General features: G+C 70.2%; 30 protein-coding genes. 13 read left to right on the top strand and 17 right to left on the bottom strand.

Annotated features, from left to right (window positions below):
* From E1285_RS10055 to E1285_RS10025, 7 genes are all read right to left on the bottom strand, one after another.
* A partial coding sequence (locus E1285_RS10055) for a TetR/AcrR family transcriptional regulator (protein ID WP_132150422.1) occupies window positions 1-559 on the bottom strand: 559 nt, incomplete at its 3' end.
* A gap of 242 nt (window positions 560-801) precedes the next feature.
* Window positions 802-1473, bottom strand: a complete 672-nt coding sequence (locus tag E1285_RS10050; protein WP_132150420.1) for a hypothetical protein — start codon at window positions 1471-1473, stop codon at window positions 802-804.
* A complete protein-coding gene (locus E1285_RS10045) occupies window positions 1470-2054 on the bottom strand; it encodes an RNA polymerase sigma factor (RefSeq protein ID WP_132150418.1) in 585 nt (194 codons plus the stop codon). Before E1285_RS10045 ends, E1285_RS10050 begins: the two co-directional genes overlap by 4 nt.
* A gap of 102 nt (window positions 2055-2156) precedes the next feature.
* Window positions 2157-3185, bottom strand: coding sequence for a hypothetical protein (locus E1285_RS10040; protein ID WP_132150416.1), 1029 nt, complete (start codon window positions 3183-3185; stop codon window positions 2157-2159).
* 48 nt (window positions 3186-3233) lie between these two features.
* Window positions 3234-4010, bottom strand: a complete 777-nt coding sequence (locus E1285_RS10035) for an ABC transporter permease (RefSeq protein ID WP_132150414.1) — start codon at window positions 4008-4010, stop codon at window positions 3234-3236.
* Entirely contained in the window at window positions 4007-4945 is a 939-nt protein-coding gene (locus E1285_RS10030; RefSeq protein WP_132150412.1) for an ATP-binding cassette domain-containing protein, read from the bottom strand. Before E1285_RS10030 ends, E1285_RS10035 begins: the two co-directional genes overlap by 4 nt.
* 11 nt (window positions 4946-4956) lie before the next feature.
* Window positions 4957-5625, bottom strand: a complete 669-nt coding sequence (locus tag E1285_RS10025; RefSeq protein ID WP_132150410.1) for a DUF4097 family beta strand repeat-containing protein — start codon at window positions 5623-5625, stop codon at window positions 4957-4959.
* Window positions 5626-5849: 224 nt separating this feature from the next.
* Here E1285_RS10025 and E1285_RS10020 point away from each other — a divergent pair, with 224 nt between their 5' ends.
* Both E1285_RS10020 and E1285_RS10015 read left to right on the top strand, forming a co-directional pair.
* On the top strand, window positions 5850-6590 hold the full coding sequence (locus tag E1285_RS10020) for a helix-turn-helix domain-containing protein (RefSeq protein WP_132150408.1): 741 nt from the start codon (window positions 5850-5852) through the stop codon (window positions 6588-6590).
* Between the two features lie 61 nt (window positions 6591-6651).
* Window positions 6652-7269 carry a TetR-like C-terminal domain-containing protein gene (locus E1285_RS10015; RefSeq protein WP_132150406.1) on the top strand — a complete coding sequence of 206 codons (618 nt, stop codon included), beginning with the start codon at window positions 6652-6654 and terminating at the stop codon, window positions 7267-7269.
* 114 nt (window positions 7270-7383) lie between these two features.
* Here E1285_RS10015 and E1285_RS10010 read toward each other — a convergent pair whose 3' ends face one another.
* A complete protein-coding gene (locus E1285_RS10010; RefSeq protein WP_132150404.1) occupies window positions 7384-8472 on the bottom strand; it encodes an epoxide hydrolase family protein in 1089 nt (362 codons plus the stop codon).
* 545 nt (window positions 8473-9017) lie between these two features.
* On the opposite strand from E1285_RS10010, the gene E1285_RS10005 reads away from it, so the two are divergent.
* Window positions 9018-9476, top strand: coding sequence for a peptidase inhibitor family I36 protein (locus E1285_RS10005; RefSeq protein WP_132150402.1), 459 nt, complete (start codon window positions 9018-9020; stop codon window positions 9474-9476).
* 71 nt (window positions 9477-9547) lie between these two features.
* Here the strand turns inward: E1285_RS10005 and E1285_RS10000 are convergent, their stop codons facing one another.
* Window positions 9548-10519: an alpha/beta hydrolase gene (locus E1285_RS10000; protein ID WP_207946511.1), complete on the bottom strand. Its 972-nt coding sequence runs from the start codon at window positions 10517-10519 to the stop codon at window positions 9548-9550.
* A gap of 136 nt (window positions 10520-10655) precedes the next feature.
* Between E1285_RS10000 and E1285_RS09995 the strand changes: the two genes are divergently transcribed.
* On the top strand, window positions 10656-11336 hold the full coding sequence (locus tag E1285_RS09995) for a DUF4241 domain-containing protein (protein WP_132150400.1): 681 nt from the start codon (window positions 10656-10658) through the stop codon (window positions 11334-11336).
* A gap of 42 nt (window positions 11337-11378) precedes the next feature.
* On the opposite strand, the gene rox is transcribed toward E1285_RS09995, so the two are convergent.
* Window positions 11379-12806 carry a rifampin monooxygenase gene (gene rox, locus E1285_RS09990; RefSeq protein ID WP_132150398.1) on the bottom strand — a complete coding sequence of 476 codons (1428 nt, stop codon included), beginning with the start codon at window positions 12804-12806 and terminating at the stop codon, window positions 11379-11381.
* Between the two features lie 329 nt (window positions 12807-13135).
* Here rox and E1285_RS09985 point away from each other — a divergent pair, with 329 nt between their 5' ends.
* Window positions 13136-13633: a nuclear transport factor 2 family protein gene (locus tag E1285_RS09985; RefSeq protein ID WP_132150396.1), complete on the top strand. Its 498-nt coding sequence runs from the start codon at window positions 13136-13138 to the stop codon at window positions 13631-13633.
* Between the two features lie 10 nt (window positions 13634-13643).
* Here E1285_RS09985 and E1285_RS09980 read toward each other — a convergent pair whose 3' ends face one another.
* The 4 genes from E1285_RS09980 to E1285_RS09965 form a co-directional block, all read right to left on the bottom strand.
* Window positions 13644-14033, bottom strand: a complete 390-nt coding sequence (locus E1285_RS09980; protein WP_132150394.1) for a RidA family protein — start codon at window positions 14031-14033, stop codon at window positions 13644-13646.
* An 11-nt stretch (window positions 14034-14044) separates the two neighbouring features.
* Entirely contained in the window at window positions 14045-14488 is a 444-nt protein-coding gene (locus tag E1285_RS09975; protein ID WP_132150392.1) for a carboxymuconolactone decarboxylase family protein, read from the bottom strand.
* Between the two features lie 74 nt (window positions 14489-14562).
* Window positions 14563-15042 carry an Rrf2 family transcriptional regulator gene (locus E1285_RS09970; RefSeq protein WP_243722692.1) on the bottom strand — a complete coding sequence of 160 codons (480 nt, stop codon included), beginning with the start codon at window positions 15040-15042 and terminating at the stop codon, window positions 14563-14565.
* Window positions 15043-15212: 170 nt separating this feature from the next.
* The gene (locus tag E1285_RS09965) at window positions 15213-16016 is read right to left on the bottom strand and encodes an alpha/beta hydrolase (protein ID WP_132150388.1); all 804 of its coding nucleotides are present in this window, start codon (window positions 16014-16016) and stop codon (window positions 15213-15215) included.
* Window positions 16017-16280: 264 nt separating this feature from the next.
* On the opposite strand from E1285_RS09965, the gene E1285_RS09960 reads away from it, so the two are divergent.
* From E1285_RS09960 to E1285_RS09940, 5 genes are all read left to right on the top strand, one after another.
* Entirely contained in the window at window positions 16281-16814 is a 534-nt protein-coding gene (locus E1285_RS09960) for an N-acetyltransferase (protein ID WP_132150386.1), read from the top strand.
* Between the two features lie 173 nt (window positions 16815-16987).
* Complete coding sequence (locus E1285_RS09955) at window positions 16988-17806, top strand: SGNH/GDSL hydrolase family protein (RefSeq protein WP_243722691.1); 819 nt, start codon at window positions 16988-16990, stop codon at window positions 17804-17806.
* 83 nt (window positions 17807-17889) lie between these two features.
* Window positions 17890-18402, top strand: coding sequence for a helix-turn-helix domain-containing protein (locus tag E1285_RS09950; RefSeq protein WP_132150384.1), 513 nt, complete (start codon window positions 17890-17892; stop codon window positions 18400-18402).
* 17 nt (window positions 18403-18419) lie between these two features.
* Entirely contained in the window at window positions 18420-19283 is an 864-nt protein-coding gene (locus tag E1285_RS09945) for a M23 family metallopeptidase (RefSeq protein WP_132150382.1), read from the top strand.
* Window positions 19284-19422: 139 nt separating this feature from the next.
* Window positions 19423-19620, top strand: a complete 198-nt coding sequence (locus E1285_RS09940) for a hypothetical protein (protein ID WP_132150380.1) — start codon at window positions 19423-19425, stop codon at window positions 19618-19620.
* A 6-nt stretch (window positions 19621-19626) separates the two neighbouring features.
* Here the strand turns inward: E1285_RS09940 and E1285_RS09935 are convergent, their stop codons facing one another.
* The gene (locus E1285_RS09935) at window positions 19627-20202 is read right to left on the bottom strand and encodes a TIGR03086 family metal-binding protein (RefSeq protein WP_132150378.1); all 576 of its coding nucleotides are present in this window, start codon (window positions 20200-20202) and stop codon (window positions 19627-19629) included.
* A gap of 65 nt (window positions 20203-20267) precedes the next feature.
* Here E1285_RS09935 and E1285_RS09930 point away from each other — a divergent pair, with 65 nt between their 5' ends.
* A complete protein-coding gene (locus E1285_RS09930; RefSeq protein WP_132150376.1) occupies window positions 20268-21053 on the top strand; it encodes an AraC family transcriptional regulator in 786 nt (261 codons plus the stop codon).
* Here the strand turns inward: E1285_RS09930 and E1285_RS09925 are convergent.
* Window positions 21043-21744 carry a class I SAM-dependent methyltransferase gene (locus E1285_RS09925; protein ID WP_132150374.1) on the bottom strand — a complete coding sequence of 234 codons (702 nt, stop codon included), beginning with the start codon at window positions 21742-21744 and terminating at the stop codon, window positions 21043-21045. The genes E1285_RS09930 and E1285_RS09925 overlap by 11 nt on opposite strands.
* A 293-nt stretch (window positions 21745-22037) precedes the next feature.
* On the opposite strand from E1285_RS09925, the gene E1285_RS09920 reads away from it, so the two are divergent.
* A complete protein-coding gene (locus E1285_RS09920; protein ID WP_132150372.1) occupies window positions 22038-23216 on the top strand; it encodes a hypothetical protein in 1179 nt (392 codons plus the stop codon).
* A 42-nt stretch (window positions 23217-23258) separates the two neighbouring features.
* Here E1285_RS09920 and E1285_RS09915 read toward each other — a convergent pair whose 3' ends face one another.
* Window positions 23259-23462, bottom strand: a complete 204-nt coding sequence (locus E1285_RS09915) for a DUF6243 family protein (protein WP_207946510.1) — start codon at window positions 23460-23462, stop codon at window positions 23259-23261.
* A gap of 248 nt (window positions 23463-23710) precedes the next feature.
* On the opposite strand from E1285_RS09915, the gene E1285_RS09910 reads away from it, so the two are divergent.
* On the top strand, window positions 23711-24781 hold the full coding sequence (locus E1285_RS09910) for a quinone-dependent dihydroorotate dehydrogenase (protein ID WP_132150370.1): 1071 nt from the start codon (window positions 23711-23713) through the stop codon (window positions 24779-24781).
* Window positions 24782-24827 lie beyond the last annotated feature (46 nt).

Below are 24827 nucleotides of genomic sequence, written 5' to 3'. Positions count from 1 at the left end.
GGCGGAGGCGCATCAGCCGGCGCGCGGTGTCCAGCAGGTGGCGGTGCAGCTCCCCGTCGTCCAGGTCCTCCAGCCGCGGATCCAGACCGGCCGCCATCAGCCCTCCGCTCAGCATCGCGGCGGCGACGAGCGTCTCGGCGTCGGGATCGGGACCGGCGAGGACACGGTTGATGCGGTCCTCCAGCGCATACAGCACGGGGTCACCGCGGACGAGGCTGCTTACGGCGGGATCGGTCAGGATGATGGCGGCGACGCGGCGGTTCCGCACGACCAGGTCCACCACGCCCGCGAGGGCGATCCCGACCTGCCGGGAACGCCGGGTCTGCGCCTCGGCGTCCTGCGCCACCTCCGCGAGCCGCCCCAGCGCCGGGGCGACCACCGCCCAGACGATCTCCTCCTTGCTGCGGAACCGGTGGTAGACGGCGGCCTTGGTCACGCCCAGCTCGTCCGCGATCATCTGCAGGGACGTCCCGCTCACCCCATGCCGGGAGAACAGGTCCAGGGCCGCTGCGAGCACCCGCTCCGGCGCCGCGCCGCCCCGCTGTCCCTTGCCACCCATCCGACTCCCCGCTCTCACACCACACCGCAGCCTACAAAGACCGGTTCCCGCCGGTCTCGATCCAGCACAGCACTCCCCGCGGACGGGCGACTCTCAAGGGCGCGGGTTGGCAGCGATGCGGTCGAAGATCGTATTGAGGTCCGAGCGGCCGCGTCATCACGTCCACCGCTCTCGGCGCGGCTGAGGGCGGCACGCCGCCCGCTCGCGACTGCGCCGCCCTCATGCCGGGCCGCCTGGTTGCCTCAGCTGGGCTGGCGGCTTTGGTCGCCGAGGGGGACGGGGTTGCAGGGTTCTACCGGGCCGCGCACCTGGTAGAAGGATGTTGCTATTGCCGTCGCCTTGGTGCCGCGTCGCACCTGCACGGAGACCATCCACACCAGCGTGTTCCCCTGCTTGACGTGGTCGGGGTACACAAAGAAGACCGCGCGCTTGTTCTCCTCAGGGTCTTTCGACCCGATGTGGACGGGTACGTTCGCGCTGCTGTTCGCTTTATGGTCGAGATCGCCGCGGGGGAGGACGGAGCATCGCGCGCCGAATGGGATGAGGTCGATTTCCGCCTTTACTCCCAGCGCGGCGAGTTCGCGTTCGACCGCCTCCAGCCGGCGCTCGGTGATCTCGGGCGGGCCGGTGAGTTCGTGCATCGTCACCCTGATCCGGCCGTCCGCGAGGCGCTCGGCCGCGAATGCCTGGTCGCCGCCCGGTTCGCCGCCGCCGAGCGTGCTCAGCGGCACCGTCACGACCGCTGCGGCGCCGACCGTCGCCGCGCCCAGCACGTACCTGCGCCGCCATGTCCTGAAGTGGCGGTCCCGCGTCCGGGTGTTCTCGTTCAGCCGGGCGCGGGCCTCGGCCACCACCTCGGGCGACGGGCCGGGACGGGCGTCGTGGTACTCCCGCAGCGTCTGCATCTCGTTCATGACTCCACGTCTCCTTCGAGTGCCTGGCGCAGCTTCCGCCGCGCCCGGTTGAGCCGGGAACCGACCGTCCCCGCGCGGATGCCGAGGGCCTGCGCGACCTCCTCGTAGCTCAGGTCGGCGTACGCCACGAGCAGCAGGACATCGCGGTCTCCCGCACCTAAGCCCGCCAGCACGGCCGCCAGCCGGGGTTGCATCCGCTGCGCGCTGACCATCTCCGCCACCCGGTCGGCGTGGTCGATCTCGGCGCTCGCGCGTCCGACCGCTCGGTAGGCGCGCGTCTCGGAGCGTCGGTGCCGCCGGACGAGGTTGGTGGCGATGCCGTACAGCCACGCGCGGGCGTGCGGCCGTCCGGCGTCGTACTTGTGCCGCAGCGTGAAGGCGGTCAGGAACGTCTCGGCGGCCACGTCATCGGCCGGAGTTCCCCCGAGGCGGGACGCGACGTAGCGGTGGATCTCCGCGAAGTACCGGTCGAATATCTCCGAGAAGCGTTCAGGATCGTCGCGGGACGCCACGATCACCGCGGCGTCACTGTCTTCCACGGGCACCGCGGGCGGTGCCGCGGACGAGGGGATGGCGGTCATGCATCGGCACCTTCCATATCGCTTCCCTGATGCCCGTTATTGCCCGCCCGCCCGATCCGTCTTCACGAAGCGGGCGAATGACTCCAGCCGGTACGCCCGGTTCTACGCGGGGCGGTCGCGGTAGGCGGTGGCGAGTGCGGTGAAGGCGGCCTTGGGTTCCCAGGGCATGGTGCTGTCGGTGTCGCCTTCGAGGACCTTGACTATGCCGAAGCTGGCCATGTCGAAGTCCTCGTCCGGGCTGCTGCGGTGCGGCAGGTCGTAGCGTGCGAAGGTGTTGGCGAACACGCAGTCGACGCCCTCGGCGGTGAACAGGTCCATCAGTTCGAGCAGGTAGGCGGCCTGTTCCTGCTCGTCGCGGACGTATTCACCGGTCAACCGGGCGGGCAGGCCCGTCCGCTCCCATTCGACGATGGACTCGCCGCGGGCGCCCAGATCGGCCGCGCCCCGGTGGGTGGTGCAGCCGAACTCGGTGACGGCGACCGGCTTGCCCAGGGCGCGCCCTTGCGCGACCAGTGCGCGGATTCCGTCCCGGAAACGGTCGGCGACCTCGGCCGAACGGTAGCCGCCGTCGGTGGCGACGACGTCGAACGGCGCCCAGTCGACGCCCTCGAACGGCAGGGACGCGTAGCCGATCGTCCCGTGGAACCGTTCGCGGACTTCGGCGACGGCCTCGCCGAGGAACGCGTTGACGCGATCGGGCAGGCGCGGCAGCTCCTGGCGCAGCCGTCCAGGGTCGGCCAGCAGGGCGAGGCGCTCGTCCAAGGTGTCGCCCGGCAGGAAGCCCGGGTTGAACAAGCTCACCTCGGATCCGGTGAGGAACACCACCTCGGCCCCTCGACGCCGCAGCCGCTCGGCGCGCTCGGCGCAGTCGATCAGCAGGCGGAGCAGTTCCTCCCGGGAGAGGCCGCAGGTGAAGGGAGAGATCCAGGGCCGCAACCCGGCGTCCCAGGCCGACCGGGCGGCGAGTTCCAGCCGGTCCGGGTCGCCGCCGGTGACCCGGACCGCCGTGCAGTGCAACTCGTCGCGGATGACCCGCATCTCCCGTCGCACCAGTTCGGGGGCGAAGTGCTCGCGGGTGGTGTGGCCACCGTTGACGAACCCGGTGTCGTAGGTAATGCCGAAAGCTCGCATCTCGCGCCCGTCCCTGCGTCGAAGGATTCTTAAGGTACGGACCGTACTCTATTTCTGGTTGAAGGTGCGCTTGGCCCAGAGGTAGGACAGGACGGCGATGCCGGTGCACCAGGCGGTGGCGACGGCGGCGCTGTTGCCGATGGGGGTACCGAGGAGGAGGCCGCGGACGGTCTCCATGATCGGGGTGAAGGGCTGGTACTCGGCGAACCAGCGCAGGACGGTGGGCATCGAGTCGGTGGGGACGAAGCCGCTGCCGAGGAAGGGCAGCAGGATCAGGGGCATCGGTGCGTTGCTCGCGGACTCGGGGGTCGGGGCCTTCAGGCCGAGGGCGACGGCGAGCCAGGTGATGGCCACCACGAACAGGGTGAGCAGGCCGGCGGCGGCCAGCCATTCGACGGCGGTGGCGTTGGGACGGAAACCGATCGCGAGCGCTATGCCGATGAGGACGGCCATGCCGAGGAACTGCTGGATCACGCTGCCGACGACGTGGCCGGTGAAGATCGACGCCCGGGAGATCCGCATGGTGCGGAAGCGGGCGACGATGCCCTCGGTCATGTCGGTCGCGACCATGACGGCGGTTCCGGTCGCGGCCGTGGCCGCCGCCATGAGCAGGATGCCGGGGACGACATAGTCGACGTAGGCGTCGCGGCCACCGCCGCCGAGGCCGTCACCGAGGGTGCCGCCGAAGACGTAGACGAACACGAGCAGGAGGATGACGGGCGTCACGACCAGCTGCACGGTCATGGCCGGGTAGCGGAGCAGGCGCTTGAGCTGGCGCCGGACCATGGTGGACGAGTCGCGCATGGCGAGGGTGACGGTGCTCATCGGTCGGCCTCCTTGTGCTGGCCTGTGAGGGTGAGGAAGACGTCGTCGAGGTCGGGGGTGTGGACGCTCAGTTCGGCGATGTCGATCGAGCGTTCGTCCAGGCGGACGAGCAGTTCGCGGATCGCGCGGACGCTGCCGTCGCTCGGCACCCGCAAGGTGAGTGCGCCGGGGTCGGCGATCCCCGCGCCGACGAGGTCGCGTGCGGCGTCGAGCAGGTGCGCGCCGGCGAAGGTGAGTTCGATGTGGCCGCCGGGGATGAGCCGCTTGAGCTCTTCGGCGGTGCCTTCGGCGATCAGCCGTCCGTGGTCGAGGAGGGCGATGCGGTCGGCCAGTTCGTCGGCTTCCTCCAGGTACTGGGTGGTGAGGAAGATGGTGACGCCGTTCGCGACGAGTTCCCGGACGATCTGCCACATGGAGCGGCGGCTGCGCGGGTCGAGGCCGGTGGTGGGCTCGTCCAGGAAGATCAGGCGGGGGTCGCCGACGAGGGTCATCGCCAGGTCGAGCCGGCGTTGCATGCCGCCGGAGTAGGTCCCGGCCGGCTTGCCCGCCGCGTCGACCAGGTCGAAGCGGTCGAGCAGTTCGGCGGCCTTGCGCTTGCCGTCCCGGCGGGACAGGTGCCACAGGTCGGCCATGAGGAGCAGGTTCTCCTCGCCGGTGAGCAGCTTGTCGACGGCCGAGTACTGCCCGGTGACGCCGATCGCGCCGCGCACGTCGTCCGGACTGCGGGCCAGGTCATGGCCGGCGACCTGGACGGCGCCGCCGTCGGCCGGGGTCAGGGTGGACAGGATCTGGACGGCCGTCGTCTTGCCGGCGCCGTTCGGGCCGAGCAGGGAGAAGATCGTCCCTTCGGGGACGGCCAGGTCGACGCCGTCGAGCACGACGTTGTCGCCGTAGGACTTGCGCAGCCCGCTCGCCGCGATGGCCAGGTCGGTCATGGTGGTTCTCCTCAGAGGCTGCGGGCGACGATGTCGCCGCGGGCGGTGGTCGCGTGGATGGTCAGGTCGGCGGCTGCGCCCTCGGTGTTCTTGAGCGCGTTGCGGATCCGGCCGAGGGTGGTGCCGGCGTCCAGGGACGCGGAGACTCCGGCGGCGGCGCCGACCGCCACCTCGCCGTCCTCGGTGCGCAGCACGACCGTGCCGCGCACGGCCTCGGCGATGCGGATGTCGCCCTTCCTGGTGCTGATCTCGGCGGGCCCGTTGAGGCGGCCGACCGAGACGTCGCCGGCGGCGGTGGTGAGGTGGACGCTCTCGGCCTCGTCGAGCTTGACCGGGCCGTGCGAGCCCTCGAAGGCGACGTCGCCGAACCGTCCGACGGCCCGGAATTCGGCGCTGGCCGCCTTCGCCTCGATCCGGGAACCGGCGGGCAGCTTGACCGTGACCTCGACGGATCCGGGGGCGCCGAGGATCTGGTTCTTCGCCGAGGACTCGATCCGCAGGACGCCGTCGGCGTAGGCGACCTCGGTCTGCTCCGCCGCCTTCACGTCGCGTCCCTTCGCGGCGTCCGCGGGCCGGACCTCGACCGCGGTGTCGGCCCGGTCGGCGGCGATGAACTGGACGCGCCCCGCGGGGATGTCGAGGACGGCGGTGATCGGGGCGGGGGTGTCGAACTCCTGCATCGTGCTCTCCTTGCGTTCACGCTGTTTCGGACAATGGAAAAGCTACGTTGCCTTTCAAGTTCACGCAACATACTCGTTGGGAATAGAGAGCATCACTGCAGGTCATAGCCACTGAATCGTTGCAATGGATTCAGATTTAACGCAACGAATCCTGCCGCTTCGTTGCAATGGACTGCGAGTTAACGCTATGCTGCGGGCATCGACGGAGCACCGGGGAGGACGCGATGCCGGGAGGCAGGCTCACCCAGCAGGACCGCCAGCAGATCGCGCTGGGCCTGGCCGACGGCCTCGCCTACGCGGAGATCGCCAGACGCATCGACCGTCCGACGTCGACGATCACGCGCGAGGTGATGCGCAACGGCGGCCCCACCGCCTACCGCGCCGACCTGGCCCACCGCGCCACCGAGCGCCGCGCCCACCGGCGCAGGCAGAACGCGCCCAGGGGGCCGGAGGCGCCCCCGCAGGCCTACGGGCGCGACCCCGAGGCCGTGCGCGAGTACGGGGAGACGCTCACCACCGTCTACATGACCTCGGGCGTGCCCAAGATGATGGCCGGCGTGATGGCCTGCCTCTCCATCACCGACTCCGGCAGCCTCACCGCGTCCGAACTCGTCCAGCGCCTCCAGGTCAGCCCGGCGTCCATCTCCAAAGCGATCACGTTCCTGGAGGCCCAGAGCCTCGTCCGCCGGGAACGCGACGAAAGCCGCCGCGAGCGCTACGTCGTCGACGACGACATCTGGTACCAGTCGATGATGTCCAGTGTCCGGTCCCTCGACCAGATCGTCGAGACCGCACGGCAGGGCATCGACATCCTCGGCCGCGGCACCCCGGCCGCCGCCCGCCTGGAGAACATCGCCCGCTTCCTCGACTTCGTCAGCGAGAGCACCCTCCGCGCCGCCGAGCAGGCCCGCGAGGTCCTCCACATGGACGCCGGAGCGACATCGGACGGCACGGATCGCGGATGAACGCCGGCGGTCCCGGCCCGCCGAGGCAGTGCGGTACGGTTCGTACCGTAACGGAGGACGCATGACCACCGACCCGCCGGCCGGGCCCCGTCCGCGACGGCGGGGCGCCGCCCTGGAGCAGGCGATCCTGGACGCCGCCGCGGCGCTCCTCGCCGAGGCCGGCTACGCCGCGATGACCATGGACGCCGTGGCCCGCCGCGCGGGCACCAACAAGAACGCCATCTACCGCCGCTGGCCCAACCGCGCCGCACTCGGCATCGCCGCCTACCGCCGGCCGGCCGCCGCCGCGGACCTGCCCGACACCGGCGAACTCCGCGGGGACGTGCTGGAACTGCTGCGCCGCGCCAACCGGACCTGGTCGTCCCCCTCCGGAGACATCCTCCGCGGCCTCCTGGCCGGCGCCCGGGACGACCCCGACCTCCTGGACCGGCTGCAACAGCAGGCCGGTGACGGCGGCAGCGGCATGTGGCTGACGGTCCTCGGACGAGCCGTGGCGCGCGGCGAGGCAGCGCCCGAGGCCCTGCATCCCCGGGTGGCCACCTCCGCCGTCGTGCTGCTGCGCAACGAGTACGTCACCCGGGGCGTCCCCACCGTCCCCGACCACGTCCTCACCGAGATGGTCGACGAGGTTTACCTGCCCCTCATACGCGGCCGAGGCACACCACCGGATGAGCGATGAGTTCGGGCGCCGGATTCGGCGAGCCCGCGTTCGCCGTCGTGACGAGCCAGCCGGAGGTGCGGCTCCCCGCCCTCGACGTCGAACGCGAGGCACCTGACTCGCGGCGTCCTGTAACTAGTCGTGCTCGACCTGCGTGAGGAAGAAGTCCCGGACGTCCTCGGCGAGCAGTTCCGGCACCTCCATCGCGGCGAAGTGGCCGCCGCGGTCGAACTCCGACCAGTGCCTGATTTCGTACAGCCGCTCGGCCAGCGGCCGCACCGACTGCGTGATGTCGTGCGCGAACACCGCCACGCCGACCGGCACCGGGCACGGTTCGAGCCGCCGCGGAGCCTCGCGGTGCAGCCGCGCCGAGGAAGCCGCGGTGGCGGTCAGCCAGTACAGCGAGATGTCGGTGAGCATCCGGTCGTCACTGATCTGCGAGCGGGGGTCCGTCCACTGGGCGAAGCGCTCGGCGATCCAGGCCAGCTGGCCGACCGGCGAGTCGGTGAGCGCGTACCCGACGGTCTGCGGGGTGGTGGCCTGCAGAGCCTGGTACGGCGGACGGTTCGCCATCAGCTGCCTGACCTTGTCCAGCCGGGCTTCATCGGTCTCGGAAAGGCGGATGCCGGCGTCCGGGACCGGCCTGGTCGGCAGGTAGTTGACGTGCACGCCGACGACCTGCTCGGGCGCCACGGCGCCGAGCGCCGTCGAGATGCCCGAGCCGAAGTCGCCCCCCTGCGCGCCGTAGCGCTCGTACCCGAGACGGCGCATCAGCTCGGCCCAGGCCCGCGCGACCCGGACGATGTCCCAGCCGCGCTCGTGGGTCGGCCCGGAGAAGCCGTAGCCCGGGATGGACGGGATCACCAGGTGGAAGTCGCGGGACAGCGGCTCGACAACGTCGAGGAACTCCAGGAACGAACCGGGCCAGCCGTGGGTGAGGATCAGCGCGAGCGCGTCCGGCTTCGATGACCGGACGTGGACGAAGTGGATGTTCTGGCCGTCGATCTCGGTGGTGAAGTGCGGAAGCTCGTTGAGCTCTGCCTCGTGGTCGCGCCAGCTGTAGCCGGTGCGCCAGTACTCGGCCAGCTCCTGGAGCCGCGCCAGCGGGAAGCCGTAGTCCCATCCGGCGTCGGCGACCTCGTTGGGCCAGCGGGTGCGGGAGAGCCGGTCGTTCAGGTCGTCGAGGTCGGCCTGAGGGACGTCGATACGGAATGGCTTGATCATGCTCTCAACTCCAGGGAACCGCCCAAATGTTGGCCTACCCAACGTTGGCGGCACCAACATAACACAATCATTGGTACTGCCAACGATTGGTTCGCCGTCCGGGCGTCCGTCCGCTCAGAGTCCGAACGCACTCCGAAGCTCCCGAAGGAAGGCGCGGTGATCGGCACCGAAGGCGGCTCGTCCCCAAGCCTGGCCTCGGCGTCACCGGCGGCTTGCAGGTCAGAAATCAGCTCCGGCGAACTGGTGACGTACAACTGGCCGTAGTGGACGTGAACCTCACCGCTGAACAACACCCGCACGATCGACTCCCAACCCTCCGCCAAGCCGATTCCGAGCCTGCCGCCCGCCACCGACAAACCAGGATGCGCGCCGAGCAACGCCACCACGGCCCTCGCTCGGACGACGGGTGGTCTCGCGGAGGTCAGGTCGTGCTTTCGCTACAGAGAGTGAAGGCAGCAGTCTTGGAGAGTGACGACTCTCCGCAATCATGTGTTCACTGTTGGCAACCCCGCATGCCATTCACTCGAGAGTGCATGAGAGGAAACATGCCGACACGAATCCGTGTTCTTCCGCGCGCCGGCACGGCGGCGCTGATCACCCTGGCCACCACCGCCGCGACCGTGGGCGTGGCGGCGGTGCCCGCCGCGGCGGAGCCCAACCCGCCCGGCTGCCCCCGGGGCCACGTGTGCGCCTACTCCGGCAACGGCCAGAGCGGGTCGCTGGTGTTCAAGTCCGTCGGCGACTGGCGGGGGTCGGCCGCCGCGCGGTCGGTGTTCAACAACGGCAAGCGCCATCCGGGGGCCGACCACATCCAGCTCACCTGGACATACAACGGCCGAACCTGGTCCAGGTGCCTGCACTACAACCCGTATCCCGGCCAGCCCGATCCCGGGGAGTACAAGATCGACTTCGTGGACGGGGTCGTGATCAAGTCCGCCACCTGGCGTGGTGAATGCCCCGCGCGGAGCGCGGACGCCACCCCGGGCAGCGGGGTCAAGCGGTAAGGAGGTCGCGGCCGCTGCCCGCGGTCGGCGTGAGGGTCTCCCGCACGTCACCCGCGGGCGGTGGCCCCGGATCAGGTGATGCCGTCGAGGAAGGCGAGCATGGCCGCGTTGACCTCGGCGGGTGCCTCCATCTGCACGAAGTGCCCGGCACCCTCGATGATGTGGACGTCCCTGAGCCCCGGAACGAGGTCGGCCATGCGCGCCAGCGCGTCGGCCCCCATCATCTCGCGGACGGGGTCGCGGTCGCCCACCAGGAACATCGTCGGGACGGTCACGGGTTCGTCCGGGCGGGACTGCTTCTCTTTCCAGACGTGGTCGTAGGCCCGGTACCAGTTGAGGCCGCCGCTGAAGCCCGTCCGGCGGAACTCGTCCACATAGCGGGCGAACTCGTCCACCGACAGCCACGACCAGGGCAGGGGCGGCGCCTCCGGCAGCACGTCCAGGTAGCCGTTGCCGGCGCTGGGGTGGCGCCAGATGTCGAGATACCGGTATCCGCCGCTGAGCGCCCAGAACACGTTCGCCAAGAAGCGTTCCGGCTCCCCGCCGAGCTCCTCGTCGGCCGGTCCTTCTTCCTGGAAGTAGTGGACGTGGACGAAGTGCTGCTCGGCCATCCGCGCGTACACCTCGGTCGGCGGGAGCTTCGAGACGGGCATGCGCGGGACGCTGAGCTGCATCAGCGCCTTGACGCGTCCTGGAGCCCACTGCGGCAGGTCCCAGACGAGGGCGGCCCCGAAGTCGTGCCCGGCGAACACCGCCTCGTCGATTTCCAGCGCGTCCAGGATCCCGACCATGTCCGCTGCGGTCTGCCGGCGGGCGTAGTCCCGTGGCGAGGGAGGCCGGTCGCTGCGCCCGTACCCGCGCATGTCGGGCGCGATCACGCGGTAGCCCGCCGCCGCCAGGGCGGGGAGCTGGTGGCGCCAGCTGTACCAGAGCCCAGGGAAACCATGGCAGAGCACCACCGGGACGCCGCTGCCCTGCTCGGCCACGTGGAGAGTGACGCCGTCCACGTCCAGCATGTGGTGGCGGACGTCTTCCATGCCCATACCGTCCCCCTAAAGGCCGCTCCGGGTAGGACGATGCTCCCCCCGAGGGTCCGGCGTGCCGCCCCGGCTCCCGCTCAGCGGGACACCGATGGCGCGAAATGGCAAGAATAAAGGCGCTCGACGCTAATATCTGGCGATGGTCTACGCGCCCGATCTGAACTCGCTCCTGGTCGACGGACTCCGCCAGACCCGGATGTGGACCGAGTTCATCGTCGAGTCCAGACCGCTGGCCCCCGCCGTACTGCCGACCGGACGCATCGTCGCCAGCGAGGGCCTCCCCTCCGCCGAGGACGCCCCTTTCGCGGCGACGATTCCGCCGGGTACTTATCCGATGCACGCCTGGGTCACGGTCATCCGCAAACGCGGCAAAGAGTTCGATCGCCGTAATGCCGCACTCGAGTTGCGGGTCAGTGACGTCCCGACCGTGTCCTGGGAGATGGCCTTGACCGAGGACGAGTCGATCGACCGCCTCGAAGGCGACGACTACATCGGCTTCTCAGTCGACTCCGGCTGCGCGACCATCGCGGACGCCGACACGTGCGAAGCCCTCCGGCGATGGGACTTCGACCGGTGGGAGTCGGTCTACATCCCCAGGCCACTGCCCCGGAAGCCCGTCCCCGGGTATGTGACGGCCGTCGTCGACCCCGCGACCGGAGCCAACCTCTCGGTGGTCGGCTCCGGCTGGGGCGACGGCTCCTACCCGACGTTCATCGGACGCGACGCCGACGGCGGGATCACCCGGTTCGTCATCGACTTCATGGTGCTGCTCGACGTCATGAGGCCCAAGGGATTCGGTTCCCGGCTGTTCGGCCGGTGAGCAGGCGGGGACCGGGCGGCCCCTGAAGCGTGGCGCCGGCCCTCAGCCGACGGGTGCGCCGAACCACGTGGGCAGGCGGCCGAGCAGCTCCTGCTGGTCGTCGCCGACCCATGCCACATGACCGTCCGGCCGCAGCAGCGCCGCGGGGACGTCCAGTTCCTCGCTGATGTCGACGACGTGGTCGACCCGGTCCGCCCAGCCCGCCACCGAGAGCCGGCCGGTCTGGTCGAGCAGCAGCCCGCGGCCGCCGTGCATCAGCTCGTAGAGGCGGCCGCGCTTGAGTTCCACGTCCCGCATCCTCCGGCCGAGCAGTTCATGCCCTCCGCCGAAGTCGTAGCGGACCCCGATCGCGGTGATCTTCTCGATCAGGTACCGGTTCACGTCCTCGAAGTCCATCAATTCCGACACCAGCCGTCGGACCGCCTGGGGTCCCGGCTCGGTGGACATCAGCACGGTCTGGGCGCGGGTGTTGTCCAGCACGTCGGCGGCCACCGGGTGCCGTTCGGTGTGGTAGCTGTCCAGCAGCCCTTCCGGTGCCCAGCCGTCCACCGCGGCGGCGAGTTTCCAGCCGAGGTTGAACGCGTCCTGGATGCCGAGGTTGAGCCCCTGCCCGCCGAGCGGCGGATGAACGTGCGCCGCATCGCCGGCCAGCAGCACCCGGCCGACCCGGTAGCGCGCGGCCAGCCGGGTGGCGTCGCCGAAGCGGGACAGCCAGCGCGGTGAGTGCGCGCCGAAGTCGGTGCCCGCGACGTCCCGCAACCGCCGCCGGACCTCCCCGAAGGTCGGCGGGAACGTGCGGTCTTCGGTCACTCCCTCGGCGGGCACGATGACGCGGTACGCCCCGTCCCCGATGGGCCCGACGCCGAAGCCCAGTTCGGTCTTGCGGACGTCGGCCACCACGGCGGCGAGCTTCTCCGGATCCTCCGTCACCTCCATCTCGCCCAGCAGCCACTCGGTCCCGGCGGGCTCCCCGGGGAAGCCGACGCCCAGCAGCCTGCGCACCGTGCTGCGTCCCCCGTCGCAGCCGACGAGGTAGCGCGAGCGCAGCCGCGTGCCGTCGGCCAGTTCGGCGGTCACGCCGTCCCCGTCCTGGGTCAGCCCGACCAGTTCGCAGCGGCGCCGGATCTCGACGCCGATCCCGGTGACGTGCTCGTTCAGCAGGCGATCGATGGTCGTCTGCGGGATGCCGAGGACGTACCCGTGCGCGGTGTCCAGCCGGTCCGGATGCGGCTTGGGAATGCCGGCGAAGAAGCCGCCGAGCGGGTACTGCTTGCCAAGGGCGAGGAACCGGTCCAGCAGTCCGCGCTGGGCCATCACCTCGATGCTGCGCACGTGCAGGCCGAGCGCGCGGACGACCTTGGTCGGCTCCGCGTCCTTCTCCAGCACGACCGCGCGCACGCCGCGCAGCCGCAGTTCGCTCGCCAGCATCAGGCCGGTCGGTCCGCCGCCGGCAATGATCACGTCGAACATGAGCCCCCATTTCGCTTGCCTCCGGCCAGGCCCCCGCGCGATCCGGCGGGCACACCCCGTCCGCCCTCTGCCCAGGCTCGGCGAGCCCTGATTTCCGCAGGTCCTGGCCACGGCTGACGATTCTGCAACACGACCCGGGTCTTGCCACAAGCCCCCATGTGCGCTATAAATTGAGAATGGCAAGGAGGACGAAATCTCCTTGCCATTTGTCATTTTCAGGCGACGGCGCACGGCGCGGGCTCCCGGTCACCGGGACGCCGGCGGGCGGCTCGGCTTCGTGGACCCGATCATCGGGGGACGAGGCGTCACGCGTTCGAAGGCGAGCCACCATGTCGCAGCACCCGGTCAGCCACGACCTCGCCGGGCGAATCGCCCGGCTGGAGGCGGTCGAGGCCATCAAGGCGCTCAAGCACCGCTACCTGCGCGCCTGCGACGCCAAGGACCCGGAGGGATTCCGGGCGTGCTTCGTCACCTCCGGCGCGTCCATCGACTTCGGGCGGCTCGGCCGGTTCGACGACGCCGACGGCATCGTCAAGGTGTTCGAGTCGATCGCCCTGCGGCAGGTCGACGGCGAGAACGTGATCCTGGACATGCACCACGCGATGCATCCGGACATCACCGTCCACGATGCGGATACGGCGTCGGGCCGCTGGACGCTGAAGTTCCGGCAGGTGAACCTGCTGGACAACACCGAGTCGGTCAGCACCGGCGAGTACGACGACGAGTACGTCGTCGAGGACGGCCGCTGGAAGATGTCCAAATGCCATTTCCGGCGCTACTGGGCGATCGTCCAGCCGATCGGCGCCGACTGGAAGATCGACCAGTAGGGCGGCCAGGTCAGGGGTGGACGGCGATCGCGTCGACCTCGAACAGCATGCCGGGGTATGCCAGCGCGGCGACGCCGGAAAGGGTCTGCGTCGGCGGCTCTTCCCCCCAGATTTCGATGATGCGTTTGCCAAGGACCGCGAGCTTGTCGCTGTCGTGCGCGACTATGTGCGAACGCAGCTGTACGACGTGCTCGAAATCGAGCCCCACCGACGCCAATGCGGTGCGCAGGTTGGCGAAGGATTGCCGTACCTGCTCGGCGAAGTCCGTGGAAACGACTTGGCCGTTGCCGTCCGAGGCGTACTGGCCGGCGATGAAGACCAGTTCCCCGGAGGCGGTCGCCACATGACTGTAGGTCGCGGGCTTGTGCAGGCCGGAAGGATTGGAAATGGAGTGCGGCATGGCGAATCCGATCAGGCGACGGGGGTGCGGACGGTGACGCTGAGGCGGTTCCAGGTGTTGATGGCGGCGATCGCCATGACCAGGCCGGCGAGGGACTCCTCGTCGTAGTGGTCGGCGGCCTCGTTCCAGACGTCGTCCGGAACCCCGTCCGGGTTGTCGGTGATCCGCGTGGCGGACTCGGCCAGCGCCAGCGCCGCCCGCTCCTCGCCGGTGTAGAACGGCGCCTCGCGCCAGGCCGCCACCGACCAGAGCCGCTCGTCGGTCTCCCCGGCCTTCTTGGCGTCGCGGGAGTGCATGTGCACGCAGAACGCGCAGCCGTTGATCTGGCTCACCCGCAGCTTGACCAGCAACAGCGTGCTGTGCGGGACGCCGCTGCCCTCGACATACGACTCCACCGCGAACAAGGCTTTGTAGCCCGCGGCGGCGGACTTCCGGATGTTCATACGTGCGTGCATGACGGCCTCCTAATCTGGATGTTTCTTATCTAGAATTCGGACGGACGACGGCCCCGGGCGGTCGGCCTCCAAGATCAGGTACGCAGGTTCGCGAACCCGTTGCGGGTGTTGCCGGGCACGGCCGGGTCCCGCTTCTCCACGGTCTCCTTGAGGTCGGCGACCGTCACCGCGGCCAGCTCCCTGCGCCAGGCGAGTTCCGCCCGCCGCATGGACTGGGAGACGGCGCAGGTCCTGCGGTAGTCGGCGCCCTCATGGTCACCCGGCCTCCGCCGCAGGATCTCCTCGCAGCGGAACGCGCCGTCCGCCCCCTCGATCGCGGTCACCACGTCCATCATCGTGATGTCCTCGGGCCGCCGCGCGAGCCGGAACCCGCCCCGCGGCCCCGGCGTGGAGGCGAGGATCCCGGCGCGGGCGAGCGCCTGCAGTTGCTTGTTCAGGTAGGCCGTGGGCAGCTCGTAGAACTTCGCCAGCCGCGCCGCCGTCACCGCCTCACCCGAATCCAGCCAGGTCAGGTTGAGGCAGCTGTGAAGCGCCCACTCGACGCCCTCGCTCATCCGCATAATCTGGATACTAAACATCCAGATTGATGGCCCGCAACCCGGGGCCCGGCTCCGGAAGAGGTGGACGCGGGTCGCCGGACGTGGGCCGATCGCGGACCCGATCGCGGTCCCGCCGAGACCACGAAACGTGATCCCGGCGGGAAGGCACACCCCACTCCCGCCGGCTACGCGGCGGTCTCCGAGGCGACGCGCTCGATGGCCTTGACCGCCACATCGGGCTGGTCGACGTAGATGTAGTGCCCGCTCTTCGCCGCCTTGCTCAGCTTGCTGCCGCCGGACAGCGCGAGCCACTTGCGCTGGCCCTCGGACCACGCCCGCTCCAGCTGCTGCCCGTACTGCGGGATGGCCGCGAGGTACGGCTTCCCGTGCCGGATGACCTCGACCGGGATGTTCCCGGCGGAACGGACCTCCCCGTCCTTGATGACGAGCTTCTCCGGGTTCTGCCCCTGGAAGACCGCGAGGTTCTGGGCGCGCACCTGGCCCCCCGGCCCCTTGGCGTTGGCGGGAATGGTCTTCGTGATGTCGGCGACCATCGTCGACGGAGTGGCGTCCAGCAGGACCAGGCCCTTGACCCTTTTCTGGTGGTCGGGGGCGTACCTGGCGGCGATCAAGCCGCCCAGCGAGTGCCCGGCCAGGACGACCGGACCGTCGCCGGCGATCTGGTCCAGCACCCCGGTCAGGACCTTCCCCGTGCTGTCGAAGCTCTGCGGACCCGCAGGCTTGTCACTCGCGCCCGCGCCTAGCCGGTCGTAGGAACAGACCCGGTTGTTCTTGCTCACGGTCTTCTGGAGAGCGGCCATCTTGCCCAGACCATCGCCCCCTCCGTGCATCAGGACGACGACCGGCCCGCCTTTCGCCGCGTCGCCCGAGCAGGACACGTTGACCGACTTCCCGTCGACATCGATCTTCTTGGTCCCGGAGAAGCCGTCCGGCTTCTTCGTGGAGGCGAGCGGGTCCCAGTCATCCATCGTATCGCCGTCGCAACCGGTGAGTCCCGCACCGACGGCGGCGCAGCAGAGAGCGATCACAACGGGAGCCTTGATCTTGCGAAGCACGAAGTCCTCCAGTGAGCGAATTGACGCGAGGCGCCTCGGGCGAGCCGAACGCCCTCGACCAGGAAGGAACGCTATGTAGTCGACCAACCCTGAATCGTCACCGCACAGTGGACATTCGCCGGTAGCTCGCACGGGGGACAAACACGAACCATCACGGCCTGCGCTAGGTTCGTCTCGATGCGACCTCTCAAGGCGACTTTCCGCACTGCCACGGCGGCCGACGTCCCGGCCCTCGTCAGGCTCATCGAGAGCGCCTACCGCGGCGACGCGAGCCGTGCCGGGTGGACGACCGAAGCCGATCTCCTGGGCGGCCAGCGCACGGATCCCGAGGGCGTCACCGCAGTGGTGAACAACCCCGACGGCGGGATGCTGGTCGCAGAAGTGGACGGCGCCCTGGTCACCTGCTGCCAGCTGGAGAACCGTGACGGCCACGCCTACTTCGGCATGTTCGCCGTCTCCCCAGGCGTCCAGGGCGGCGGGCTCGGCAAGCAGGTCCTCGCCGAGGCCGAACGACTCGCACGCGACGAGTGGGGCGCGAGCGAGATGCGCATGACGGTGATCACCGCCCGCGAGGAGCTGATCGCCTGGTACGTCCGGCGCGGCTACGTCCGCACCGGCGAAACGAGCCCGTTCCCGTACGGCGACGAGCGGTTCGGCCTGCCCAAACGGGACGACCTCGAGTTCGAACTGCTCGTCAAGAAGCTCACCTGACACCACCCCGATCACTGCTGGCACCGCCCGGCGACTCATGGCGTTCTCCGTGCGGTGTTGGTTGTTTTAGAAATGGGGCCGGGGAAAGCTCATCCGGCGCCATGTACAGCGCGGCATTGCGCCGTGATAATTCATAGCGCTTTCCGGTGTTCCCCCAGTTCCCTGGAGCGCACGTGCGCCTGGTCAGAGTCGCGTCAATCGCCGTCACCGTCCTGCTCGCCCTCTGGCTCGGGCCTCCCGTCCATGCGGCTTCTCCGGAGTACTACCTGTCCGTGGGCGACTCGCTGTCCGTGGGTGCCCAGCCGGGACAGGGCCCCACCGACGAGGGCTACCCCGACCGGCTGTACGCGGCGCTGAAGGCCGAGAATCCCGACCTGGAACTGGTCAAGCTGGGATGTCCGGGCGAGACGACCACGACCATGCTCGAAGGCGGGATCTGCTCCTATCCCGCCGGTTCTCAAATGGACGCCGCCGTCGCGTTTCTTGAGGAGCATCCCGGCCAGGTGCGCCACGTCACCCTCAACATCGGTGCCAACGACACGAGCTGCGTGCTTGAGGGCGACATCGCGTGCGGTCTGCAGGGCGTGGGCGCGATCATCGCCAACCTGCCGCAGATCACCACGAAGCTGCGGCTGGCGGGCGGCGACACCCCGGCCTACGCGGGGATGACGTACTACAACCCGGGCCTGGCCTCCTGGGTGACCGGCCCGGCCGGGAAGGCCACGGCGATCGCCTCGGTGCCGGTGCTGGAGGTGTTCAACACCTGGGAACGAGGCGTCTACCTGGCCGGCGGCTTCAAGGTCGCCGACGTCGCCGCCGCGTTCGACAGCCACGACTTCGCCACCAAGGTCACCGTCGACCCGTACGGGACGATCCCGCTGAACGTCGCACGGATCTGCACCTGGACCTACCAGTGCAGCCACAACGACGGCCACGCGACCCCTGCCGGCTACCAGCGGATAGCCGACACCTTCCTCCGAACCCTCACCTGAGCACCGGCCCCCCGGAAGCTCGGTCATCCGCGTCCCCAGAGACACCGGTTGAAAAAATTACGTAGTTACGTAGTCTAGAAGTCATGGGTGACGAACCTCTGGAGGACCGGGTCGCGCGGTTGGAGGAACGCGTGGGTCGGCTGGAGCATGTGCGCCCTCGTCCGGAGACGGAGGCCGCACGCCCGGAGACCGACGAGACGTTCTGGGCACTGAACGCCCTGAAGGACCTCGTCGACGAGCCCGGGGCGGTGCTGTTCACCGGGTCGGTGACGTTGCCGTCCGGTGAGCACTACGAGTGGCAGCAAGGGCATCCGGTGGACGACCTGCTGGCCGACGACTGGTCGCAGGCGGCCGAGACGCTCTCGGCGCTGGCGCATCCGGTGCGGCTGCTGCTGCTCCGGGAGATCCTCCACGGCGCCCGCACGACCGCCGAGCTCGCCGCCCACGAACGGCTCGGCACGACCGGGCAGCTGTACCACCATCTGCGCCAGCTCGTCGCGGCCGGCTGGCTGCGCACCACGGCGCGGGGACGGTACAGCGTTCCCGGCGAACGCGTGGTGCCGATTCTCACCGTTCTCGCGGCGGCCCGCCGCTGAAACCCTGGGGAGGGAAGATGCACAGAACACTCGCGCGCTTCAGGACGGTGTTCGTCCTCGTGGGGCTGGTCCTGACGTTCGGCGAGGTCCTGCACGGCGCGAACGCGCTCTCCTATGCGGGGCTCGTGCTGATCGTCGGCGGCCTCGTGCTGTTCTTCGTGCCCAGCGGGGGGACGAGCCGGAAGCCGCTCCTGGTGCGCAGCCCCGTCCGCGGCCGCTGGGTTCCGGTGAACAGCCCCGCCGACAAGGTCCCCAGCCACGGGACGCATGAGCTGGGACAGACGTACGCGATCGACCTCGTCCACGTGCCGGATCCGGCGGAGGTCTGGCAGCCCCTCCGCAAGAGGCCGCTCGCGGCTCGCCCGGAGACGTTCCCGGCGTTCGGGCAGGACGTTCTCGCGCCCGCCGACGGGGTCGTCGTCCAGGCGAGCGGATGGCAGCGCGACCACTGGAGCCGCAACTCCTGGCCCGCCATGGTCTACCTGGCGATCGAGGGGATGCTCTTCCGGCAGCTGCTGTCCCTGCTGACTCTTTCGGCGGGACGGTTCGTCGTCGGCAACTCCGTGGTGCTGGACCTCGGCGACGGGGTGTACGCGGTCTTCGCCCACCTGCGGCGCGGGTCGGTCCGCGTCGAGAAGGGCGACCGGGTCAGGGCCGGGGACGTCCTCGGCGAGGTCGGCAACTCCGGCAACTCCTCCGAGCCGCACCTGCACTTCCACCTCATGGACCGTCCGGGTGCGATGGCCGCCGCCGGGCTGCCGTTCGCCTTCCCGTACGAAAGCGACGGCGAGACCCGGACGTCGGTGCCCGGCGGACGCACCCCCTTCGTCGCCACCGCGGACAGGGAGCCGGCGGCGATCAGGAGCGAGCGCACCGGCTGACGCCAGGCACCCCGCCACCGGTTTGAGACTTCGGCAACGTCCAACGGCCATCACCCAGGGAAATGGCCGCGAAACCTTCACTGCGAGCCTCAATGAAACAATTGAGGGTGAATCGCCAGTTCAACGGAAGGTTGGGGACGTGAGGTTCATCCTCGAAATCGACATGAGCGAAGGCGTGGTGGGTGAGGACGCCGCCCGCGAACTCGGCCGGATCCTGCGGTACTGGGGCGGCAACCTTCACCACTACGCGCTGAAGCCGGGCGACGGATCGGACATCTACGACTCCGGTTACGCCAATGTCGGACAGTGGCGCATCGTGGCGCCGGCCGAGTCCTGACGCGCCTCAGCCGGCGTCCGGCCGCCAGTGCGGATCGCGGCCGGACGCGGCGACGGCCCGCTCGAACGGCGGCGCGTCCGGGCCGGCGGGCACGGCGCCGCCGAAACCGTCGTACTGGCGGTACATCTCGGCGTACTTCTCGACGACCTGGAGGACGAACCCGCCGGTCTCCGGCGAGACGCCGTACTCCTGGCCGGTGGCCTTCGCGACGTCCCAGCCGTGCAAAGCCATCTCCAAGGTCATCATGACGGCGACGTCCGCGGCCGGGGTGCCGCCGATGTCGCCGTCCCACACGGCCGGGTCCGCCCAGGCCGCCACCGCGCGGTCGAGCTGGACCGCGTACTCCTGCGGCCAGGCCGCGTCGGCGGTGAAGTCGCGTTCGGTGAGCTCGTCCGGCAGTTCCTCGCGCAGCGCGCGGCGCTCAAGCCCGTGAGAGGTGTAGAGCACCAGGTGGTTCACCAGCGTCCGGAGGTCGAACTCGCCGCAGGGCGTCGCGTCCCCGAGCCGCTCCCGCTGAACGCCCTGCGCGATGCGGGCGGCCTCGGCGGCGCATTCCTTCATGTAGGCGTGGTTCTCGTTCATACCCCGGACGCTACGGATCCCCGCCGCCCCGCCTCTTGGAGAAACGCGCCAAGTATCCTGGTCGCGTGGGGGATCTGGGACGCGGGGTGCTGTACCCGCGCGAGCACGAGGCCGTCGCCGCCATAAACCGGAAGGCGCCGGGCCCCGCACTGGCCCCGTTCGTCGAGTTCTACTGGCACGTCCGGTGGAGCACCGAGGAGCCGTACGAGACGAAGGTGCTGTCCCACCCGAACGTCCACCTCGTCTTCGAGGAGCCCGCCCCGCTGGTCTACGGCGTGGACCGGACGTTGTTCGTCCGCCGCCTTGAGGGGCAGGGCCAGGTCCTCGGCGTGAAGTTCCGGCCCGGCGCGTTCCGGCCGCTCGCGGCAAGGCCGGTCATCGCTCTCGCCGATCGGAGGATTCCCGCCGCGGACATCTTCAGCCCCGCCGTCGAGGACACCAGCCGCGAAGTGCTCGGCGGCACCGACATCGATGCGATGGCGCGACTGGCCGAGGAATTCCTGCTGGACGGCCTCCCCGCACCCGATCCCGTCGCCGGGCAGGTGGCCGGGATGGTCGATGCCATCACCGCCGACCCGGCACTGTTCCGTGTCGATCAGGCGGCCGAGGCCCTGCACGTTTCGGTCCGCACTCTTCAACGGCTTTTCGCCGAGTACGTGGGCGCGAGCCCCAAGTGGGTTCTTCGCCGGGCACGCCTCCACGAGGCCGCGGCCCGCGCCGAAGAGGGCGTCCACATCGACTGGGCGGCCCTGGCCGACGACCTCGGCTATTTCGACCAGTCGCACCTGACCCGCGACTTCACCGGCGCGGTAGGGGTTTCACCGGCGAGATACGCCGGGCTCAGAGGCTGACTCCCGCGCCGGAGGCGGGGACCAGGCGGAAGGCTATGAAGGCCGGAAGCACCTCCAGCTTGGCGTGGTCTTCGGGGAAGCGATCGACCATTTCGGGGACAGGACGAGGTTCGAGAAGTTCCTCGATGAGGAAACCCGCCTCACGGAATTCTGCGCATATCGCGGTCAAGGAGCGGCGCCACGCCCGGATCGGCCAGTCCTGAGTGGGGCTCAAGGACTCCTCCACGGCTTCTTCGGCGAAGTAGGAGCCGCCCAGGCGCATCCATCCCATCGTCGGGTGCTCGGTCGACAGGACCAGCGCACCGGACGGCGCCAGAATGCGGCGGAACTCTCTCAGCAGGGCCACACGGTCATCGATGTAATGCAGGGCCAAGGCGAGGACGACCAGATCGGCAGAACCGTCCGGGACCCAGGTCAAAGGCTCCGACAGGTCATGGACGCGCAGGTCGGCGAGGCCGTCACAGCGAGCCTGGGCAAGGTCGACGAAGGTCGGGCTCACATCACAGCCGGCGACATGGGCTCCGCGTTCCAGTAGCTCGCGGGCGTAGAGGCCAGGGCCGCACGCCGCGTCGAAGACCGACAGCCCCTCGACGTCACCGGCGAGCCCGAGCACGGCGGGACGGTCGTATAGGGCGTTGTAGGCGCTGTCCTCGGCGTGGCTCGCGTACTCGTGGGCAAAGCGCTCGTACATGCCTCGATCGTCCCAGAGGGATCAACTAGGAGTGTCAGGGGCGCGGCCGGCCCCGGTCAGATCCATGGGCACTGCGAACAAGGCGAACGACAAGAAGGCGCGGAGGCATCGCGGACCCCGACCGACCCGCGAGACCTCCGCGCCTTCGCCTTTGGAGCCGCCGCGCTGCTTTCCCGGTCGGGGAGCAGTACGGTGATGCCCTTGGCACGGGTTCAAACCCCCGGAACCGGGCGGCCGCGGGCCGGGTCCTATTCACGTGGTTCTCATCGACGGTTCGCGAGGCGGGCGGCATCATGACCGGTGACGGCTCCCCTGCGGGCGGCCCGATCGACCTGAGCAAGGAACGGCGGGACGAGACACCCCGGGAACGGCGGGACGAGACACCCCGGGAACGCCGGGGCCCGGCGTGGATCGTGATCCCCGCGCAGGTCATCGCGCTGATCGTCGTCGTGCCGCTGCGGCTCGTCCACGATCTGGTGGTGGCGGTCGCGCGGGGCGTGCGGGCGGTGTGGGACGTCCTGATGCGGGCACCGGGGCGCCTGGCCAGGCTCATCGGCCGGATGCTGCGCGGGGTCGGGGGCGCCCTTTACCGGTGGTTGCTCGCCCCGGTGGGGCGGCTGGTGGCGGCCATCGCGCGCGGGATCGGCGGGCTGCTCGATCTGCTCGTGGTCCGGCCGCTGCGGTGGGTCGCCGTCGTCCTGATCCTCGGTGCCCTCAAGTGGTTCGGAAGCGGGGCCGGACGCCTGGCCCGCTGGGTCTACCGCGCGCTGCTCACCCCGATCGGCCGGTTCCTCGCCCTGGTCGGCCGGGGGCTGGCCTGGCTGGCCGGGCAGGGGCTCCTGCGGCCGCTGCGGGCACTCGGGCGCGGGCTGGTATGGCTGCTGACCCTTGCGGGCCAAGGGCTCGCGGTGCTGTTCACCGTGCTGGTGATCGTCCCGGCCGCGTTCGTGTGGCGTTATGTGCTGCGTCCGCCGCTGCTCGGTATCGGGTGGCTGGCCCGCGCCGTCTGGGACGGCCTCGCCTGGCTGGGACGCGGGACGCTTCTCGTCCTCGGCGCACTCGGGGCCGTCCTCGCAGCCGGATGGGGCGCGTTCGCGGGTGCCGTCGCCTGGTCGTGGAAACTCGTGGGCGGGTTGCTGGGATGGCTGGCGCGAATCCTCATCGTGGCGCCCGCCCGGACCCTGTGGCGTTACGTGCTGTCTCCGATCGCGGCCGGGTTCGTGGGGACGTGGCGCCTCACGGGCCGCGTCCTGCGGTGGTGCTGGCGCACTCTCGTCGTCCTGCCCGGACGGGTCCTGATCGTCGACCCGGCGCGCTGGGTCGGGAGGAGCGTGCTGCGTCCGGTGGGGCGGGGGGCCCGCGGGGCGTGGCGGGCCTCGGTCCGCGATCCGCTCCGCGCCGCCCGCCGGACGATGCGGGAGACGGCCCGGGACGTCCGCCTGCAACTCCGCCGGACCTTCCGCGGAAGATGAACCGCGCCGGCCCCCATCGGGAGGCCGGCGCGGCCCAATGAACTACTCCTCCGAGCCGGTGTCGGACTCCGAAGCGGCGCGGCGCTCGTTGCGCTCGCGCATCCTCTGGAGCAGTTCCCTCTTCTCGGCGGCGGGGTCGCTGCCGTTGCCCGACCCCTGTGGCCTCCCGCCGCGCAGCGCGCGTCGCGAGAGGTTGTTGCGCTGGCCGCCTACGCCCAGCATGCCGTTCCGGCGGCTCTTGGCCATGGTGTTCTCCCGTCGGACTTGGGTGGGTTCATGCAGGTGCACCCAGGTCCGGCCCGCGGGAGCGGAGCGTTCAGACTCCGATCGCGTCCCGGCCGGACCCGGCAACGGAACGGTCACGGTGAACGCGCTTCGGAGTGGACCACCACGCGGTGGCCCAGTCGTGGAACATCATGCGGGCCAGCTTAAACACCGGCTCCGGGGCCCCTCAAAGGGTTTTCGGCCGGGCCCGGCTGAGATACTTGCGGACGATGTATCGACTCCTGTTCTCACTGGTCATCTCCCGGGTCCCGGCCGAGACCGTCCACCACCTGACGTTGCGCGGGCTCCGCGCGATCCAGTCGGTGCCCGGCGCCGTCCCGCTGCTGCGGCGGCTGCTCGCGCCCCGTGACCCGGCGCTGGCCGTGCACGCGCTCGGGCTGGACTTCCCGAGCCCGCTCGGCCTCGCCGCCGGGTTCGACAAGGACGCCGCCGCGTACGAGGCGCTCGGCGCGTTCGGGTTCGGGCACGTCGAGATCGGCACGGTGACGGGACGTCCGCAGCCCGGCAACCCGCGCCCGCGGCTGTTCCGGCTCGCCGCCGACCGGGCGGTCGTCAACCGGATGGGGTTCAACAACGAGGGCTCGGAGGCCGCCGCGCGGCGGCTGCGCGGCCGCGGCGGCGGGACGGTCGTCGGGGCCAACATCGGCAAGACGAAGACCGTCCCGGAGGCGTCGGCGGCGGCCGACTACGTGTCGAGCACCGAGCGGCTCGCCCCGCACGCGGACTACCTCGTCGTCAACGTCAGCTCCCCCAACACCCCCGGGCTGCGGAACCTCCAGGCCGTCGAGCACCTGCGCCCGCTGCTGGCCGCGGTGCGCGAGGCCGCGGACCGCGCGTCCGCACGCCGCGTCCCCGTCCTGGTCAAGATCGCGCCGGACCTGGCGGACGACGACATCGACGCGGTCGCCGACCTCGCCCTCGACCTCGGCCTGGACGGCATCATCGCGACCAACACCACGGTCGCCCGGGACGCCCTGCTGAGCCCGCCCGCCCTGGTCAAGGAGACCGGCGGGCTGTCCGGCGCGCCGCTGAAGGAGCGGTCGCTGGACGTCCTGCGCCGGCTGCGCTCCCGCACCGGCGGCCGGCTCACGCTGATCTCGGTCGGCGGCGTCGAGACCGCCGACGACGTGTGGGAACGCGTCCGGGCCGGCGCCACCCTCGTCCAGGCCTACACCGGGATGATCTACGGCGGGCCCCTCTGGGTGCGCGGCGTCAACCGCGGCCTGTCCCGCCGCCTCCGCGAGAGCGCCTTCCGCACCCTGGACGAAGCCCGCCGCTGACCGTCCCGCCCGGCTTTGCCTGTTGGTTGCCCGGGTGCCGGACATC

The sequence above is a fragment of the Actinomadura sp. 7K507 genome, from assembly GCF_004348425.1.
Taxonomy (GTDB): domain Bacteria; phylum Actinomycetota; class Actinomycetes; order Streptosporangiales; family Streptosporangiaceae; genus Spirillospora.
This window is presented reverse-complemented; position numbering and strand designations above follow the sequence as displayed.